Annotated in this window: 13 protein-coding genes and 1 pseudogene; 8 read left to right on the top strand and 6 right to left on the bottom strand. The window is 65.6% G+C overall.

Translation table 11 applies throughout. The features are described from left to right. Positions 1-2: 2 nt before the first annotated feature. The 3 genes from ACNANG_RS06985 (at position 3) to ACNANG_RS06975 (ending at position 4,094) form a co-directional block, all read left to right on the top strand. Complete coding sequence (locus ACNANG_RS06985) at positions 3-752, top strand: ABC transporter ATP-binding protein (RefSeq protein WP_420226579.1); 750 nt, start codon at positions 3-5, stop codon at positions 750-752. Between the two features lie 4 nt (positions 753-756). Continuing rightward, positions 757-2,160 carry an MmgE/PrpD family protein gene (locus ACNANG_RS06980; RefSeq protein WP_420226578.1) on the top strand — a complete coding sequence of 468 codons (1,404 nt, stop codon included), beginning with the start codon at positions 757-759 and terminating at the stop codon, positions 2,158-2,160. A gap of 161 nt (positions 2,161-2,321) precedes the next feature. Then, on the top strand, positions 2,322-4,094 hold the full coding sequence (locus ACNANG_RS06975) for an EAL domain-containing protein (protein ID WP_420226577.1): 1,773 nt from the start codon (positions 2,322-2,324) through the stop codon (positions 4,092-4,094). A gap of 38 nt (positions 4,095-4,132) precedes the next feature. Here ACNANG_RS06975 and ACNANG_RS06970 read toward each other — a convergent pair whose 3' ends face one another. The 3 genes from ACNANG_RS06970 to ACNANG_RS06960 form a co-directional block, all read right to left on the bottom strand. Beyond that, the gene (locus tag ACNANG_RS06970) at positions 4,133-4,558 is read right to left on the bottom strand and encodes an organic hydroperoxide resistance protein (protein ID WP_420226576.1); all 426 of its coding nucleotides are present in this window, start codon (positions 4,556-4,558) and stop codon (positions 4,133-4,135) included. An 85-nt stretch (positions 4,559-4,643) separates the two neighbouring features. After that, the gene (locus ACNANG_RS06965) at positions 4,644-5,108 is read right to left on the bottom strand and encodes a MarR family winged helix-turn-helix transcriptional regulator (RefSeq protein ID WP_420226575.1); all 465 of its coding nucleotides are present in this window, start codon (positions 5,106-5,108) and stop codon (positions 4,644-4,646) included. 95 nt (positions 5,109-5,203) lie between these two features. Further along, positions 5,204-6,121 (bottom strand): ZIP family metal transporter, encoded by a 918-nt coding sequence (locus ACNANG_RS06960; RefSeq protein WP_420226574.1) that lies wholly within the window; start codon positions 6,119-6,121, stop codon positions 5,204-5,206. On the opposite strand from ACNANG_RS06960, the gene ACNANG_RS06955 reads away from it, so the two are divergent. After that, on the top strand, positions 6,120-6,248 hold the full coding sequence (locus ACNANG_RS06955) for a hypothetical protein (RefSeq protein ID WP_420226573.1): 129 nt from the start codon (positions 6,120-6,122) through the stop codon (positions 6,246-6,248). The genes ACNANG_RS06960 and ACNANG_RS06955 overlap by 2 nt on opposite strands. On the opposite strand, the gene ACNANG_RS06950 is transcribed toward ACNANG_RS06955, so the two are convergent. The 3 genes from ACNANG_RS06950 to ACNANG_RS06940 form a co-directional block, all read right to left on the bottom strand. Next, positions 6,249-7,205, bottom strand: coding sequence for a ferritin-like domain-containing protein (locus ACNANG_RS06950; RefSeq protein WP_420226572.1), 957 nt, complete (start codon positions 7,203-7,205; stop codon positions 6,249-6,251). It abuts the gene before it with no gap. Between the two features lie 260 nt (positions 7,206-7,465). Further along, the gene (gene phhA, locus ACNANG_RS06945) at positions 7,466-8,335 is read right to left on the bottom strand and encodes a phenylalanine 4-monooxygenase (protein WP_420226571.1); all 870 of its coding nucleotides are present in this window, start codon (positions 8,333-8,335) and stop codon (positions 7,466-7,468) included. Positions 8,336-8,346: 11 nt separating this feature from the next. Beyond that, a complete protein-coding gene (locus ACNANG_RS06940) occupies positions 8,347-8,649 on the bottom strand; it encodes a 4a-hydroxytetrahydrobiopterin dehydratase (RefSeq protein ID WP_420227474.1) in 303 nt (100 codons plus the stop codon). Positions 8,650-8,940: 291 nt separating this feature from the next. Here ACNANG_RS06940 and ACNANG_RS06935 point away from each other — a divergent pair. The 4 genes and pseudogenes from ACNANG_RS06935 to ACNANG_RS06920 all read left to right on the top strand — a co-directional run bounded on the left by ACNANG_RS06935 (position 8,941) and on the right by ACNANG_RS06920 (position 16,823). After that, positions 8,941-12,386 (top strand): annotated as a pseudogene (locus tag ACNANG_RS06935) (DUF2126 domain-containing protein). Positions 12,387-12,490: 104 nt separating this feature from the next. Next, positions 12,491-15,070, top strand: a complete 2,580-nt coding sequence (locus tag ACNANG_RS06930; RefSeq protein WP_420226570.1) for a circularly permuted type 2 ATP-grasp protein — start codon at positions 12,491-12,493, stop codon at positions 15,068-15,070. Beyond that, the gene (locus ACNANG_RS06925; protein ID WP_420226569.1) at positions 15,067-16,137 is read left to right on the top strand and encodes a transglutaminase family protein; all 1,071 of its coding nucleotides are present in this window, start codon (positions 15,067-15,069) and stop codon (positions 16,135-16,137) included. Before ACNANG_RS06930 ends, ACNANG_RS06925 begins: the two co-directional genes overlap by 4 nt. Beyond that, positions 16,134-16,823: a mobilization protein gene (locus ACNANG_RS06920; RefSeq protein WP_420226568.1), complete on the top strand. Its 690-nt coding sequence runs from the start codon at positions 16,134-16,136 to the stop codon at positions 16,821-16,823. Before ACNANG_RS06925 ends, ACNANG_RS06920 begins: the two co-directional genes overlap by 4 nt. Positions 16,824-16,945 lie beyond the last annotated feature (122 nt).

Below are 16,945 nucleotides of genomic sequence, written 5' to 3'. Positions count from 1 at the left end.
AGATGTCAGACATTTCCATCTCGCAACTGAGCAAGACCTATCCTGGCGCGACGCCGGTCCACGCCCTCGACAACATCGACCTGCACGTGCAGGCGGGCGAATTCGTGGCCCTGCTGGGGCCGTCGGGCTGCGGCAAGTCCACGTTGCTGAACATGATCGCCGGCTTCGAATCGGCGTCCGGCGGCAGCTTGCTGGTCGGGGGCAAACCCGTGACCCGGCCCGGTCCGGAACGGGGCGTGGTGTTCCAGGAAGCCGCGCTGTTCCCCTGGCTGAACGTGTGGGAGAACGTGATCTTCGGGCCCAAGACGGCGGGCCTGCCCAAGGCCCAGTATGAACAGCGGGCCAAGGACATGCTCGAAATCACGGGCCTGTCGGCGTTCACCAAAGCCTTGCCCGTGCAGCTGTCGGGCGGCATGCGCCAGCGCGTGGGCATCGCCCGGGTGCTGACGCTGGGTTCGCAGGTTCTGCTGATGGACGAGCCCTTTGGCGCGCTGGATGCCCAGACCCGCCTGACCATGCAGGAGTTGCTGCTGTCGGTGTGGCAGAACTTGCGGACCACGGTGGTGTTCGTCACGCACGATATCGATGAAGCCATTCTGCTGGCCGACACCATCTATGTGATGTCGGTCCGGCCGGGGCGGATCGCCACGCGGATTCCCGTGCCGATCGAACGGCCGCGCACGCTCGACCTGATCACGGGCGACGTGTTCAACGAGCTGAAGCGGGACATCCTGCAAAAGATGCGGCACTGACGGGATGGCTGCGGGGATGACGGTGGGCGCCTTGCCGCTGGCCCGCCAGCTGGCCGACATTCTGGCCCGGCCGGTGGGCGACGACGATCGCCGCCGCGCCTTCCGGCATCTGTCGTATTGGACCGGTGCCGCGGCGCGCGTGGCCGCCGCCGACCTGGGCGAGCCTCTGTGGCAGGCCGCGAGCCTGGGCCTGCCGGTCAATTCGCCCACCGACACCGCGCATTTCCTGTTCGAGGCGTCGTTGGGCAGCCTCGACGAACTGGACGACACGCACCGCGCAGCGCTGGTGCACCCCGGCCCCGTCGTGATTCCGGTCGTGCGCCACCTGGCCCGAGTCTTGGGCAGTTCGGCCGCTGACATGGCCGATGCGATTGTCCGTGGATATGAAGCCACGATCCGGACCGGCCTGTCGGTCGGCCCGGCCCACTATGTCCATTGGCACACCACCGCCACCTGCGGGGGATTCGGCGCTGCCGCCGCCGCGGCGTCGATGTTCGGCCTGGATGCCGCGGCTACCGCGCACGCCTTGGCGCTGGCCGCGACGCGGGCGTCCGGCCTGTGGCAGATCCGGCTGGAAGCCAGCGACGGCAAGCCGTGGCATACGTCGCAGGCAAGCCAGCTTGGCCTGGCCGCCGCCGGGATGGCCCGCGCCGGCCTGCGCGGTCCGGCGCATGCGTTCGAGGGCGCCAAAGGGTTTTTCACGGTCATGTGTCCCGACGCGCGGCCCGAACAATTGCCGGCGGATCCGCAGGGTGCATGGCGGCTGCATGAAACCAGCTTCAAGCCCTGGCCCGCCTGCCGCCACGCGCATCCGGCCATTGCCGCGGCGCTGGCGGCGCGAGCGACGCTCGGTCTGGCGGGGCCGCAAGGTCGGGGCGCATCGACCGCACCCGCTGCCGCCATCGCCGCGATCGACGTGCAGACCTACCCCGATGCCATCGCCTTCTGTGACGCCCCGGCGCCCGCGGACCTGCAACAGGCCCGCTTCAGCCTCCAGCATGCCGTGGCGGTGACCTTGCTGCGCGGCGCTCCGGGTTTCGATGCCTTCGAAGCCGGCGCGCGCCAGGATCCGGATGTCGCCACCCTGCGCGCCAAGGTCACCTTGACGGTGTTGCCGGCCATTGCGCAGACCTACCCCGCGCATTTTGGGGCGCGGCTGCTGATCACCCTGACGGACGGCACGACCCACCCCTTCGATGCGCCAGACGCCCCCGGCGATCCCGAATGCCCCTTGTCCGATACCGAGCTGCACGCGTTGATCGGCACCCTGCTGCGCGCGGGCGCCTGGTCGGACACGGCGATCCATCAGCATCAGACCTGGTGCCAGGACGTGTGCGCCCGGCCGGATGCATCGCGCGAATTAGGCAGCGGCGCAACACCGGCCGCTCCGCTGCGGGGCCATGCCTGACCTGGCTCATCCGTGCGGAATGCAGTAACGGCGGGGCCAGTGTGTGCTCGCGACCACTCGAATGACGTTGATTTGCCGGCATACCGCTGCGCACCGGCTTCATCCTGTTTCCATGATGGACTATCCTTGCGGTTGCCATCAGTGGACACCACCAGGACACCATGCGCGACGATGTAGAAAAAGAACAGGCGCGCTTGAATGTCTTGCATGCGCTCGATCTGCTGGATGTCGTGCATGACGAGAATTTCGACCAGATCACCCGCCTGGCGTCCTTCTGCTTCGACATGCCGGTCGTGCTTATCTCGCTGGTGGATCGAGACCGGCAGCAGTTCCTGTCCCGCGTCGGGACCGATCTGACCGGAACGCCGCGCGACGTCTCCATCTGCGCTCATGCCATCCGGCAACGCGGCCTGTTCGAAGTGGCCGACCTGACGACGGACACCCGGTTTTCCAGCAACCCCCTGGTCGTCGACAGCCCCGGAATCCAGTTCTATGCCGGCGCCCCGCTGGTGACCGAATCGGGTCATGCCATCGGCACGCTCTGCCTGATCGACTTTCGCCCCCGCTCGCTGACGCCCACCGAGCGCACCCACTTGCTTGCCCTGGCGCAGATGGTCATGACGCAGGTGGCGCTGCGCCAGGTGGTCGGCCACCGCGACGCGGTCAGCGGTCTGCCCAACCGCCAGCAATTCGTGCGGCATCTGCAAGCCCTGCCAGCCTTGTATCCCGGCGAGGACCGGCTTCTGGTGCTGATCGAAGTCATGGACCTTGCGCGTGCCATCGACATGGGGCAGGCGCTCAGCATCAAGGCGGTCGAAACCCTGATTTATGAAGTGGGCGTCAACGTCAGCAATCATCTGGCCGGCATTGCCACGCTGTATCACGTGGGTACCAGCCGCTACGCCTTTGTCATGGCGGATGACGGTGCGACGGATCAGCACGCATTCCTGACGGAACTGATTGCCGTGGCCAGCCGCACGCTGATCATTGAATCGGTGCCGCTGCGGCCCGATGCGCACCTGGGCCTGGTCGAACTGCGGCTGGAAGAAGGCGGCGTGGGCGATGCGCTCAGGCAGGCCATGAGCGCAGTCACTGCGTCGTTGAAGGAAAACCGCCCGTGGACCTGGTACGACGCGGACCGCGACGCCCGGTTCCGCCGCAATTTCCGGCTTGCCGTCGACATGCCGCAAGCGTTGGCCGAGCATCAGCTGTACCTGGTCTACCAGCCGCGCGTGGACCTGACCCTGGGCCGCGTGACGGCGGTCGAGGCCTTGCTGAGGTGGACGCATCCGGACCTGGGGGAAATCGGCCCGGCGGAATTCATTCCTGTCGTCGAGCGCACGGCCCTCATGCAGCCGCTGACCTTGTGGGTCGTGGACGCGGCCCTGGCGCAACTCTCCCGCTGGTCGTCCGCGTGCCCGGACCTGCGCGTGTCGGTCAACCTGTCTGCCCGGGACTTTGACGGGGACGCCTTGCCACAGGCCTTGCGTGACGCCTGCGCGCGGCACGGCATCGCGCCTGATCGGCTGGAAGTCGAGGTGACGGAGGGGGAGTGGCTGTACCGCAGTGCGTCCGTGGCGCGCCAACTGGCCGACATGGTGGCCGATGGGGTCAACCTGGCGATCGATGACTTTGGCACCGGCTACAGCAACTTTGGCTACCTGAGCGACATCCCGGCCCGCATCATCAAGCTGGACCAGAGCCTGGTGCGGCACTTGCCCGATACCTTGCGCGACCAGCGGATCACGCGCGCCATTCTGGATCTGGCACGAGACCTCGGCTACCGCACGGTGGCCGAGGGCGTGGAAGATGCGCGCACCCTGCGCCTGCTTCAGGACTGGCGCTGCGACGAAGCGCAGGGCTATTACCTGTCGCGGCCGATTCCCGCGTCCGACGTCGACGCCTTTGTTCGCGACTATCAGGGCAAGCCTTGAAGGCTTGCCGCGGCGCCTGACCCGTGTCCGCTGGCTTTTTACAGAATCGTCAGCGTCACGTCGATATTGCCGCGCGTTGCGTTCGAATACGGGCACACGATGTGGGCGGCGTTCACCAGGCGTTCCGCCTCGTCGCGCGCCAGGCCGGGCAGGGCGATCTGCAGTTCGACCTGGATGCCAAAGCCGGTCGGGATCGGGCCGATGCTGACTGCGCCATGGACGCTGGTCGCGCCTGGAACGGTGATCTTGTCACGCGCGCCAACGAACTTCATGGCGCCCAGGAAGCAGGCCGAATAACCTGCCGCGAACAACTGTTCCGGATTGGTGCCTTCGGCGCCGTTGCCGCCCAGTTCGCGCGGGGTGGTCAGCTTGACGTCGAGCACTTTGTCGGAAGACACCGCGCGACCTTCACGGCCTCCGGTTGCGGTGGCGTTGGCGGTGTAGAGGACTTTATCGAGCGACATGGTGATTCCTTTGTCAGAGTGTATCGTTGATGAATAAATCGCGTGCTATTTAAATAGGTCAAGAAACCGGTCGTGCAAGGCCCGGTCAGCCGTTCTGGATCAATCGGGCACGTAGCCCCGCCAGTTGGCGAGTCATGGTGTCCAGTTCATCAATGCTGCATTCGGTGGCGCAGAACACCCCCGTGGGCACCGCGATGGCCTGCTCCCGCAGGTCCCGCCCGGCGTCGGTCAGCGACACGATCACCTGACGTTCGTCATGCGCGGCCCGCACCCGGCTGACCAGACTAGCCGCTTCGAGGCGCTTCAACAGCGGAGTCAAGGTGGCCGAATCCAGGAACAGGTGTTCGCCGATCTCGGACACCGTCACGCCATCTTTTTCCCACAGCACCAACATGACCAGGTACTGCGGGTAAGTCAGGTTCAAATCCTTGAGCAGCTTGCGATAGACCTTGCTCATGGCCAGCGAGGTCGAATACAGGGCAAAACACAGCTGGCCATCCAGCGCCAGAAGGTTGCGGGTTGCCGGGTCGGGCAATGTCTTGGTGTCCATGGTTGGCATACTAGATAGCGCACGATCTAATGTCAAGCGATTTGATTGCGCAAGATCGGAAAATTCGTGGGAAGCCTTGCTGTCGCGGTCGTGATTCATGACAGGGCCGTGTCCAGCAGCATCATCACCACAAAGCCCAGCATCAGGCCCACGGTGGCGCAGGTTTCGTGGCCCTGGCGATGCGATTCCGGAATGATCTCGTGGCTGATGACGAACAGCATGGCGCCCGCCGCCATGGCCAGTCCCCAAGGCAGCAGTCCGGCTGACAGGCCGATCGCCGCCGCACCAAACACCGCCGCGATCGGTTCGATCAGACCCGACAGGATGCCCAATCCCACCGCCGTCAGCTTGCGGTAGCCCACGCCCCGCAGCGCCATGGCGACGACCAGGCCTTCCGGCATGTCCTGGATCGAGATGCCCGTGGCAAGCGCTTGGGCCCCCAACGCGTCGGTGCCCCCAAAGGCCACTCCAATCGCCATGCCTTCGGGCAGGTTGTGCAAGGTAATGGCCAGGACGAACAGCCACACCCGTTTCATCGCCCGGGCGCTTGGGCCTTCCAGCCCCTTGACGAAGTGTTCGTGCGGGACCAGCCGGTCCAGCAGCAACAGCAGCAAGGCGCCCACCAGAATGCCGCCGCCCACGATACCGCCCGCACCCCAGGCGCCGGCACCTTGCGCCTTGGCCGCGGCAATGCCGGGGATCACCAGCGAAAACGCGCTGGCCGCAAGCATGACGCCCGCGCCAAAGCCCATGACGGAGTCGGACACGCGTTGGGAAAAGGTCTGGGACAGCGCCACCGGCACCGTGCCCAGGGCAGTGGCAAAAGCGGCGAGCGAGCCCGCCAGCAATGCGTCCCGCACATGCGGATTCTGCGCCGCAAGCCAACCGTACCCGTCTCCCAGCACTATCAGGACACCGGCGGCGACAATGCCGAAGCCAAGCAGCCGCCGCCAGGTCCAGGCGGGCGGATGACCCGGGCGTTTACCGGAAGACTCCAGGGCAGAGCTGTCCATGTCGGGCTCCTCGCTGACGGGTGGTCAGGGTGTGCGGGGAAACATCAAGGAAGAAAGCGGGCAGGGCGCGCTGCGTGGTAAGTCCATGCGGCGCGCCCGGCTTCAGCGGAACGACAGCGTCATCTGATCAGTTGGGCGCGCTCATCGCAAGGGTTCCGTTGACGCCTGAAGGGTAAAACCCACCCTGCGTCACGGCCGCCTTGTTCAGGAACACGATGTTCAGCACCTGACCCGGCGTGCGGCTGAAGGCGACGCCATTGGCGTCCAGCGGCACGATGTTGGCCACGGTGGAGGTCCCGATGCCCTGGTCCAGATCAGTGGCGCCATCCAGCGAATCACGGGCGTCCGAAATGGCTTGCGCCTGCGAAGTCAGGCCCTTGGCGTACAGCACCGTGCGGACCAGGCCGGCATGGTAGGCCTCCGCAGCCAGGATGCCGGCGGCGGCTTCCAGGAAGGTCTTGTTCTGGATCAGTGGGGACGCGCCTTTGTACGCCGTCACGCCCACGTCTTCAAAAATATAGGCGCCCAGCAGGAAGCTATTGTCGTCGGCGTAGGGATCGAAGGTCTGGCCGGCCTGGATCAGGCCGGCTGCGCGCGCTGCGACCGAGAATGCACCGGTCGGACTGGCGCCATCGATGTTGATGGCAGGTTGTGCGACGGCAGCCGAGCCCAGTGCGGCGCGCAGGAACGCGACGTGTGCCACTTCGTCATCGGCGATTTCCTTCGCATAGGCCGCCACCAGGGGATCCTTGAACGGAACGATATGTCCGCCGCTGACCGCGCCTTGACGTCCCGTGCCCGTCAGCAAATTGGCCGGCAGGGTCCGGCCATAGGCCGCCATCTGATAGAACTGCGCTTCCAGGTATTCCAGGTTGAGCGCGAAGTTCAGGATTTCGGGATCGGTCGGGCCCGTCTGCGCGACGGCGTCGTCGCCCGAACTGCCGCAAGCGCCCAGGACCACCCCGGTGGCCAACCCGGCGGTCAGGCCGGCGGTCTTGCGAAAAAAGTGGCGGCGTTGTTCTTGTTTGCGAACCCGTTTGTCGAGCAGGTCGATGATGGCATTGTCGTTGTCGTTCTGGAACATCGTGGATACTCCTTGAGAACTCACTTAGAGACGCGTGCGCAAGGGCGCTGAGGTCTCTTCCGCCGGATGGCGTGCCAGGCGCAGACGGGTCCGGGTAGCGCGTTGCATTGGCGGTGCAAGGCAAGGCGCCGGCTCGGGCGGGCCGGTGTCGGTAGGGGATCCTACCCACGGCGTTATCAATCAGATGCAGGGGTAAACGCGATCATTCAAGACCAAATGCAACCAGTTCTCACGGCGTGCATACGAAGGCTCACAAGCACTTACCGGTGGTAGTAGCCGTTGCCGCGCGTAAGGACTGCGTCGGTAGGCAGCAGCTGTCCGGGCGATAGTTCGTCGCGTCGGCGCACCCTGTCATAGACCGGCGCAAAGTCGATGGCGGCCAGATCCAGTACGGCGTCCAGGCTGTCGACCACAAAGTAGATTTCCTGGAAATCGTCGATGCGATAGCGCGTCGCCATCACCCGGTCCAGGTCGAACCGCACGCGGTGGGGCGACGGGTCTTCCAAGGCAAAGCGCGTCTCGGTCAACGATGAAGCGATCCCGGCGCCGTAGATCCGCAGCCCACCGGCTTCGCGCACCAGGCCGAATTCGACCGTGTACCAATAGACGCGTGCCAGCTGCGCCAGGGTGCCCAACTGCCGCGCGCGCAGGCCGCCCAGGCCATACGCCTGGATGAAGTCGGCAATGGCCGGATTGAGCAGCATCGGCACATGGCCGAACACATCATGGAAGATGTCGGGCTCTTCCAGATAGTCGAGCTGGTCGGGCCGGCGGATGAACTGCCCGGCAGGAAAGCGGCGATTGGCCAGATGATCGAAAAACACCTCGTCGGGGACCAGGCCCGGCACAGCCACCACCTGCCAGCCAGTCCGAGCCATCAGCACCTCGCTCAGCGCATCGAATTCCGGGATCCGGTCGGCCGCGATCGGCAGGTCGCGCATGCCTTGCACGAATGCGTCACAGGCCCGCCCCGGCAGCAGCCGGGATTGCCGTTCGAACAGCGTCTTCCAGGTGGCATGGTCTTCCGGCCCGTAACCGGACCAGTCTTGCGGGATGGTCCAGTCAGGCCGGCCGGGCGGCGGGGCGTCGGCGGCAGCCAGGCCGTGTTTGTCCGCGGGGGGCGTCGGCATACGCATGATGGTCAGCGCGCAAACCGTGCGTACGCGTCATCGGCATATCTGGCCAGGTCGATGTCCCGATGCGTCAGCCCGTTGGCTTCGTGGGTCGTCAACAGGATATGGACTTTGTTGTAGACGTTGGACCATTCGGGGTGATGGTCGCGCTTTTCGGCGGCCATGGCGATCTGCGTCATGAAGGCGAACGCCTGCGCAAAATCCTTGAATCTGAAGTCGCGGGTAATGGCGCCCCGGGCCTCGTCGAAATGCCACTGTGGCAGGCTGGCCAATTGAACGTGTGCGGTGTGTGCCGTCATCTTTTCCATGATCATCTCCTGACTGTTCTGGCAGCCGGTGATCGCACTAGGGCGGTGCGCAGGGCCGGCGCAAGCCTTCTCAGTGTCCCCCAGGCTGGGCCGTCAAGGCCAGACATCGTGGCATTTGATTCAAAAAATCGGGCCCAGGACAGATTTGCCCATGCTGCACCGCCACTTGCGCCCCGGGTCACCGTACTATGCCCAAGTGCGCGCGGAAGGTCCGCGTGCGTGGTCTGGATTGGCATGCTTTCTGCTTGAATCCACGCTCTTGTCTTAACGGTATCGTCACCCTCGGAGCCGCTCGTGGCCATTCAAGTTGCCTTAAAACACGTCACGCATTACCGCTACGATCGCCCCGTTACCCTGTCGCCGCAAGTCGTGCGGCTGCGTCCCGCGCCACATTCCCGCACACCCATCCTGTCGTATTCGCTCACGATCGACCCGGCCGAACACTTCGTGAACTGGCAGCAGGACCCGTTCGCCAACTATCTGGCGCGGCTGACCTTTCCAAGCAAGACCACCGAATTCAAGATCACTGTCGATCTGGTCGCCGAAATGTCGGTGCTCAATCCCTTCGACTTCTTTCTTGAACCCGACGCCGAAGAATTTCCCTTTACCTACGACGAGGCCCTTGCGCGCGAACTTGCGCCCTACCTCGTCAAGGGCGAACTGACGCCGCGCTTCAAAGCCTTTGTCGACCGCATCGACGTCACACCGCGCCGCACCATCGATTTCCTCGTTGCCTTGAATCAGCAGGTCCACGACGACATCAGTTACCTCATCCGCATGGAACCGGGCGTGCAGACGCCCGAAGAAACCCTGGAACTGGCGGCGGGATCCTGCCGCGATTCCGGCTGGCTGCTGGTCGAAGCCTTGCGCCAGCTGGGCCTGGCCGCACGTTTCGTGTCGGGCTACCTGATCCAGCTCAAACCCGACGTCAAGTCGCTGGACGGCCCGTCGGGCGCCGAGGCCGACTTTACTGATCTGCACGCCTGGTGCGAGGTCTACCTGCCGGGCGCGGGATGGGTGGGTCTGGACCCCACGTCGGGCCTGTTCGCGGGCGAAGGGCACATTCCGCTGGCCGCCACACCCGAACCAAGCAGTGCGGCCCCGGTAACGGGCGCGGTCGACAAGGCCGAGGTCGTGTTCGAACACACCATGGAAGTCACGCGGGTGTTCGAGACGCCCCGGGTCACCAAGCCGTACACCGAAGACCAGTGGCAATCGGTGCTGAAGCTGGGCGAACAGGTCGATGCCGACTTGAAGGCCATGGACGTGCGCCTGACCATGGGCGGCGAGCCCACCTTCGTCTCGGTGGATGACCGCGACGGCGCCGAATGGAATATTGCCGCACTGGGCCCGACCAAGCGGGGGTTTGCCACCGAACTCGTGCACAAGCTGCGCGCCCGATATGGCGCGGGCGGCTTCCTGCACTTCGGCCAGGGCAAGTGGTATCCCGGCGAACAACTGCCCCGATGGGCCTTGTCGATCTACTGGCGCGCCGACGGCAAGCCGTGCTGGGAAGATCCTTCCCTGTTTGCCGACGAACGTGAACCCGGCAGCTATACCGAAGCCGACGCCAAGCGCTTCATCGAAAGCCTGACGACCTTGCTGGGTCTTGGCACCGGCACGATCGCGCCGGGGTATGAAGACGTCTTCTATTACCTGTGGCGTGAACGCCGCCTGCCGGTCAACGTCGACCCGTTCGACGCGCGGCTGGACGACGAAATGGAACGGGCGCGTCTGCGCAAGGTGTTCCAGCAGAAGCTCGACAAGGTCGTCGGCTACACACTGCCCATCCGCCGCAATGACGCCGCCACCGGCCCGGCGTGGCTGACCGGACCGTGGTTCTTCCGGGACGAACGGATGTACCTGTTCCCAGGCGATTCGCCCATGGGTTATCGCCTGCCACTCGATTCGCTGCCCTGGGTGTCCGAAGCCGACGCCGTGCAGCAGTTCGACCGTGATCCCTTTGCACCGCGCGGCGGCCTGGCCGACCCGGTGCAGATCCGGGCGCAATTGCCGGGCATGGCCGCGGAACGCAACGGGGCGGGCGATCCGTCGCGCGGCAGCGCAGCGGTGCCGGCGCCCGGCCGTGGCCCCGATGCCGGCCGCAATGCCGGAACGGGCATCGCCGGCCGCGACGGCGCAAGCGTGGCGGGGGTGCAGATGCAGGTTCGACCGAGCCCGGCGCCGACCGCATGCCGGCTCCCTTCGAGTCCGCCTCGTGGATCAACCGCACGGCGCTGTGCGTCGAAGCGCGCCAGGGCATCCTCTACATCTTCATGCCGCCGCTGGCCGATGTCGAACACTACCTGGAGCTGGTCGCGGCCGTGGAAGCCACGGCCCGCAAGCTGGCCATGCGCATCGTGATCGAGGGCTATCCGCCCCCGCGCGATCCGCGCCTGAAGCTGCTGGCCGTCACGCCCGATCCGGGCGTGATCGAAGTCAACATCCACCCCTCCAGCAACTGGGCCGACCTCGTCGACCACACCGAATTCCTGTATCAGGCGGCGTTCGAAACCCGGCTGTCCACCGAAAAATTCATGCTGGACGGCCGCCACACGGGCACGGGCGGCGGCAACCACTTCGTGCTGGGTGGGGCCACGCCGGCCGACAGCCCGTTCCTGCGGCGTCCGGACGTGCTGACCAGCCTGATCGCCTACTGGATCAACCACCCGTCCTTGTCCTATCTGTTCTCGGGCATGTTCATCGGGCCGACGAGTCAGGCGCCGCGGGTGGACGAAGCCCGCAATGACCAGATCTACGAACTCGAACTCGCCATCCAGGAAATCGACAAGCAGATGGCCGCCCACGGGGGCCACTGCCCACCCTGGATGGTCGACCGCGCGCTGCGCAACATCCTGATCGACGTTACCGGCAACACGCACCGGTCCGAATTCTGCATCGACAAGCTGTACTCGCCCGACAGTTCCACGGGCCGCCTGGGCCTGCTGGAGTTGCGCGCGTTCGAAATGCCGCCGCATGCCCGCATGAGCCTGTCGCAGCAATTGCTGCTGCGGGCCCTGGTCGCCTACTTCTGGAAGCGGCCCTACAAGGCCCGGATCACGCGCTGGGGCACCGAACTGCACGACCGTTTCCTGCTGCCCACCTATGTGGCCATGGACTTCGACGACGTGCTGGACGAGCTGAACGAGGCCGGCTATGCCTTCGATCGCGCCTGGTTCGCCCCGCACTTCGAATTCCGTTTCCCGCTCTTCGGCGAAGTGGCGGCACGCAGCGTGCAGTTGCAGATCCGGTCGGCCCTGGAACCCTGGCACGTCATGGGCGAAGAAAGCTCGTCCACCGGCACGGCGCGGTACGTGGATTCGTCGCTGGAACGGATCGAGGTCAAGGTCACCGGACTGAACGACAACCGCTACGTCATCACGGTCAACGGCCGCGCGCTGCCTTTGCAGCCGACCGGCCGCGTGGGCGAATTCGTGGCGGGCGTGCGCTACAAGGCCTGGGCGCCGCCGACCGCGCTGCATCCGACCATCCCGATCCACACGCCGCTCACCTTCGACATCGTCGACACCTGGACGCAGCGTTCGCTGGGCGGCTGCCAGTATCATGTGGCGCATCCGGGCGGGCGCAATCCTGAAACCTTCCCCGTCAATTCGTACGAAGCCGAAAGCCGGCGCTTGGCGCGCTTCCTTAGAATGGGCCACACGGCCGGGCGCATGGTGGTCGAACCGGCCATCCCCGGACGTGAATTCCCCTATTCGCTCGATCTGCGGCACGATTGACCCGAGGGCAGGGCGGCGGCATGGCCCGCCGCGCCGCCATCCGGATCCGTTCCGAGGGAAACGCCAGGGCTTGCTCCCCGGCGCCCAAGCACACCGAGTAGACGATGGCTTCTTTGCTTTTTCCGACCGAGGCGTCTCAGGACGCCGTGGCGACTGCGCTGCATCTGGCGCTGGCGGCACGCACCGGTCATTACGACGAACTTCGCGATGCGGCGCGCGGCAAGGCGCTGCGTCAGCATTGGCAAAGCTTTTTCGAGCATCTGGGCCCCGCCGGCTTTTCGGATCTCGACGAACGTGCCGACGCGGTCGCGCGTCAGATCCGCGAAAACGGCATCACCTACAACATTTATGCCGATGCCGATGGCCCCACCCGGCTGTGGTCGCTCGACCTGCTGCCCTTCATCATTCCCGACCACGAATGGCAGGGGCTGGAAGCCGGGCTGACCCAGCGCGCCACGCTGCTCAACCGCATCGTCGCCGACATCTACGGGCCGCAGCAATTGCTGACCGAAGGGCTGGTGCCGTCGGCGCTGGTCTACGGCCATCCGGGCTATCTGCGGCCCCTGTGCGGCTTCCGGCCGCCGGGCGACACCTACCTGCACATCGTGGCGTTCGATCTGGCGCGCGCGCCCGATGGCAAGTGGTGGGTCGTTTCGCAGCGTACCCAGGCGCCCTCGGGCATGGGCTACGCGCTTGAAAACCGGCTGGCCATTTCCAACCTGTTCAATGAGGCGTTTCACGAACTGCGGGTGCAGCATCTGGCGGCCAGCTACCGTACCCTGGTCGACATGCTGTACCGGCTCAGCCCGCTGAACCTGGCGCCGGGCACCCCGCCGCGCATCGTGCTGCTGACCCCGGGGCCGTACAACGAGACCTACTTCGAGCAAACGTTCCTGGCGCGCTACCTGGGCCTGACGCTGGTCGAAGGCGGCGACCTGACGGTTCGCGACAACCAGCTTTTCCTGAAGTCGCTGCACGGGCTGGAACGGGTGCACGCCGTGCTGCGCCGCCTGGATGACGACTTCTGCGACCCGCTGGAATTGCGATCGGACTCCACGCTGGGCATTCCCGGCCTGCTGCAGGCAATGCGCGCGGGCAATGTGCTGGTCGCCAACTCGCTCGGCACCAGCTTCCTGGAATCGCCTGCCTTCAACGGCTTTTTGCCCGCCATCGCGCAGCGGCTGATGGGCGAGGAACTGACCCTGCCGTCGCTGGCGTCATGGTGGTGCGGCGAAGAAGCCGCGCTCAAGCAGGTGCTGCCTTACCTGTCCACGCTGGTCATCAAGCCGACCTATCCGGAACGCAAGGCCAACGCGGCGTTCGAGCCTATCATCGGCGCCTATGCGTCGCCCGAGGAACTGGATGCGCTTCGCGAGCGGATCGCCGCGGACCCCGACGCCTTTACGTTGCAGGCCTATCTGCCGCTGTCGCAGGCGCCGGTCTGGAGCGGCGGGCATCTGCTGCCTCGGGCGGCCATGGTGCGCATGTTCGCCGTGGCCGACGGGCGGGGCGGCTGGAGTATCGTCCCCGGCGGCCTGACCCGGGTGGGCGGGCGCGACCAGCGCGTCGTGTCGATGCAGAGCGGGGGCAGCAGCGTCGACACCTGGGTGATGACGTCGGGCGAGGTCGATACGTTCTCGATGCTGCCCGAGCAGCTCAGCCCCGAAGACCTGTCGCAGAAGCGCCGGCCAGTTTCCAGCCGGTCCGCCGAAAACATGTTCTGGCTGGGCCGCTATACCGAACGTGCGGACACGGGCGTGCGACTGTGCCGGATCACCTTGGAACGGGTCGGCAGCGGCGCCGTCGATTCCGGCGAGATGTTCGCGGCGTTGGCCCGGCTGTGCGAGCGCAACGGCCTCATTCCGTTTCCCGCCCCAATCGATTCGCCACGTGCGTTCGAGCAGGGCCTGCTCAAGTACCTGGCCGACGATACGGCCACCATGGGCGTGCGGTACAACCTGCGCGCCCTGGCCAGCTCGGCCGGGCAGATCCGTGATCGGCTGTCGCCCGATCACTGGCGGCTGATCCTGGTCGCGGGGGAAGATTTCAGCGCCGACCTGGCCGGTGATCCGGATGAAGACGATCGCGCCGACTACTCGGCCCTGCGCGCTCAGGAAGCGCTGCAGCGGCTGGGTACGCGGCTGTCCGCCATTACGGGGGCGCAGGCCGACCGCATGACCCGCGACGACGGCTGGCGTCTGCTGACCATCGGCCGGCAGACCGAACGCCTGTCGGTCATGTCGCGGTCGCTGGACTGCCTGTTTGCCGACAATGCCGTGTTGCTCGAATCCGGTTTTGCCTTGCTGCTCGACGTGTTCGACAGCACGATCACCTTTCGCGCGTACTTCCAGAGCCGGCATGAAATCCCGGTGCTGCTGAATCTGCTGGTGCTGGACGAAGACAACCCCCGGTCATTGGCGTGCATCGTCGGCGAATTGCGCAGCGAACTCGCGCGCTTCACCAAAAGCGACCCGGCGCGGCCCGATCCCGTGCTGGCCCTCCTGCCGCCGGAAGGGCTCGGCGTGACCCTGTCCTCCCTGTGCGAGCGTGATGCCGACGGCCGCTATGCCGCCGTGCTGGCGCTGGCCGCGCAATTGACACGCGCCGCCAGCAGCATCTCCGACGAAATCGGCCGGCGGTATTTCAGCCATGCCGTCGACTTTCCGCGAGCGGTGCGCGCATGACGGCAATGGATCCCATCGTGCCGCTTGACCCGTTGCCGCCGCTGGATGGTCTGGCGCCGCCAAACCGGCCGTCCTCCGGCGATGGCAGTGTCGCGCTCACCATCATCCACGAGACGCTCTACCACTACGCCGCGCGGGTGGAACAGGCGCATCATCTGGCCTACCTGAAGCCGCTGGACCAGCCGTGCCAGCGCCTCGAATCGTTCACGCTGGATATCGAGCCGGAGCCGTCGCACTGCACGACCGAAACCGACGTCTACGGCAACGCCCGCAGCATTTTCGAGATGTATGCGCCGCACGATGCCCTGCGCGTCAGCGCGACCAGCCGGGTCATCGTGCGTCCGCGCTTCGAAGGCATCGCGCCGGAAGCCACCCAGCCCTGGGAGGAGGTCGCGCACGCGCTGCGGTATGTCGCCGGGGGCGGTTTCCGCCGTGAAGTCGAATTCACATTCGCGTCACCGTACGTCGCCATCCTGTCGCCCTTGCGGGAATACGCGCTCGCGTCCTTCACCGCCGGCCGGCCGGTGGCCGAGGCAGCCCTGGACCTCATGCAGCGGGTGTATCAGGACTTCACCTATGCTTCGTGCAGCACCGACGTCTCGACGCCCATGATCGACGCGTTCACGCAGCGGCGCGGCGTGTGCCAGGACTTCGCGCACGTCATGCTTGGCTGCCTGCGCGCCATGGGGCTGGCCGCAAGATACGTCAGTGGCTACCTCATGTCGCAGCCGCCGCCCGGGCAGGCGCGCCTGATCGGTGCGGATGCATCGCATGCGTGGGTGGCGGTGCACTGTCCCGGCCTGGGAAGGCACGACGACTGGCTCGACCTGGACCCGACCAACGGCATGGTGCCGGCTGCCAGCCACGCCATGCTGGCGTGGGGCCGCGACTACGGCGATGTGACGCCCTTGCGCGGCGTGATCCGCGGTGGCGGCGGCCACGACCTGACCGTGCGAGTCACGGTCGCGCCCGACCACGAAATGATCGGACAGACACAACGACAAACGCAGCAAGCGTCGCAACAACACACGCAACAACCATCGCAACACTCACAGGACACACCATGAGTCATCTGCATTTCATCGGCGGCGAAAAAGGCGGGGTAGGCAAGTCGCTGGTCGCTCGCGTCCTGGCGCAATACTTCATCGATCGCGAACGTCCGTTCGTCGGCTTCGATGCGGACCCGTCACACGGCGCGCTCATGCGCTTCTACGCCGATTACACGTCGCCGGTGCGGACCGACCAATACGACAGCCTGGACCGGATCGTGGAGACAGCCGTGGCCCAGCCCGAATCCGACGTGCTGGTGGACCTGGCCGCGCAGACACAGGATGCGCTGCTGCACTGGATCGAAGAATCCAATCTGCTGGAACTGGCGTCGGAAATGGACTTGCCGCTGACCTACTGGCACGTCATGGACACCGGACGCGACTCGGTGGACCTGCTGCGCAAATTGCTCGACACCGTTGGTGGCCGGCTGGACCTGGTGCTGGTCAAGAACGAAGTGCGCGGCGGCGACTTCCAGGTGCTGGACGCGTCGGCCGAGCTGAAACGTGCGTTGACCATGGGCGCCAAGGTCATCACCCTGCGCCGTCTGCAGGACAGCACCATGCAGAAGATCGACGCGCACAGCAGCAGTTTCTGGGCGGTCACGCACTCGTCGTCGCCCAGCCAGGTGGGCTTGCTCGAGCGCCAGCGCATCAAGAGCTGGCTCAACCGGACCTACGCTGAATTCGAACGTATCGGCGTGTGACGATGAGCCGAAAAGCCCGATGCATCGGGCTTTCAGCGCGGTGATCTACTGACAGTTGCACATGCTTGCTTACACCCTGGCGGCAGGCGGCTCTTTACAGTGCATTCTCGACATCACGCGCT

The sequence above is a fragment of the Pigmentiphaga litoralis genome (genome assembly GCF_048632615.1).
GTDB lineage: Bacteria > Pseudomonadota > Gammaproteobacteria > Burkholderiales > Burkholderiaceae_B > Pigmentiphaga > Pigmentiphaga litoralis_B.
Note: the sequence above shows the minus strand (reverse complement) of the source record. Positions and strands in the feature narration are given on the sequence as shown.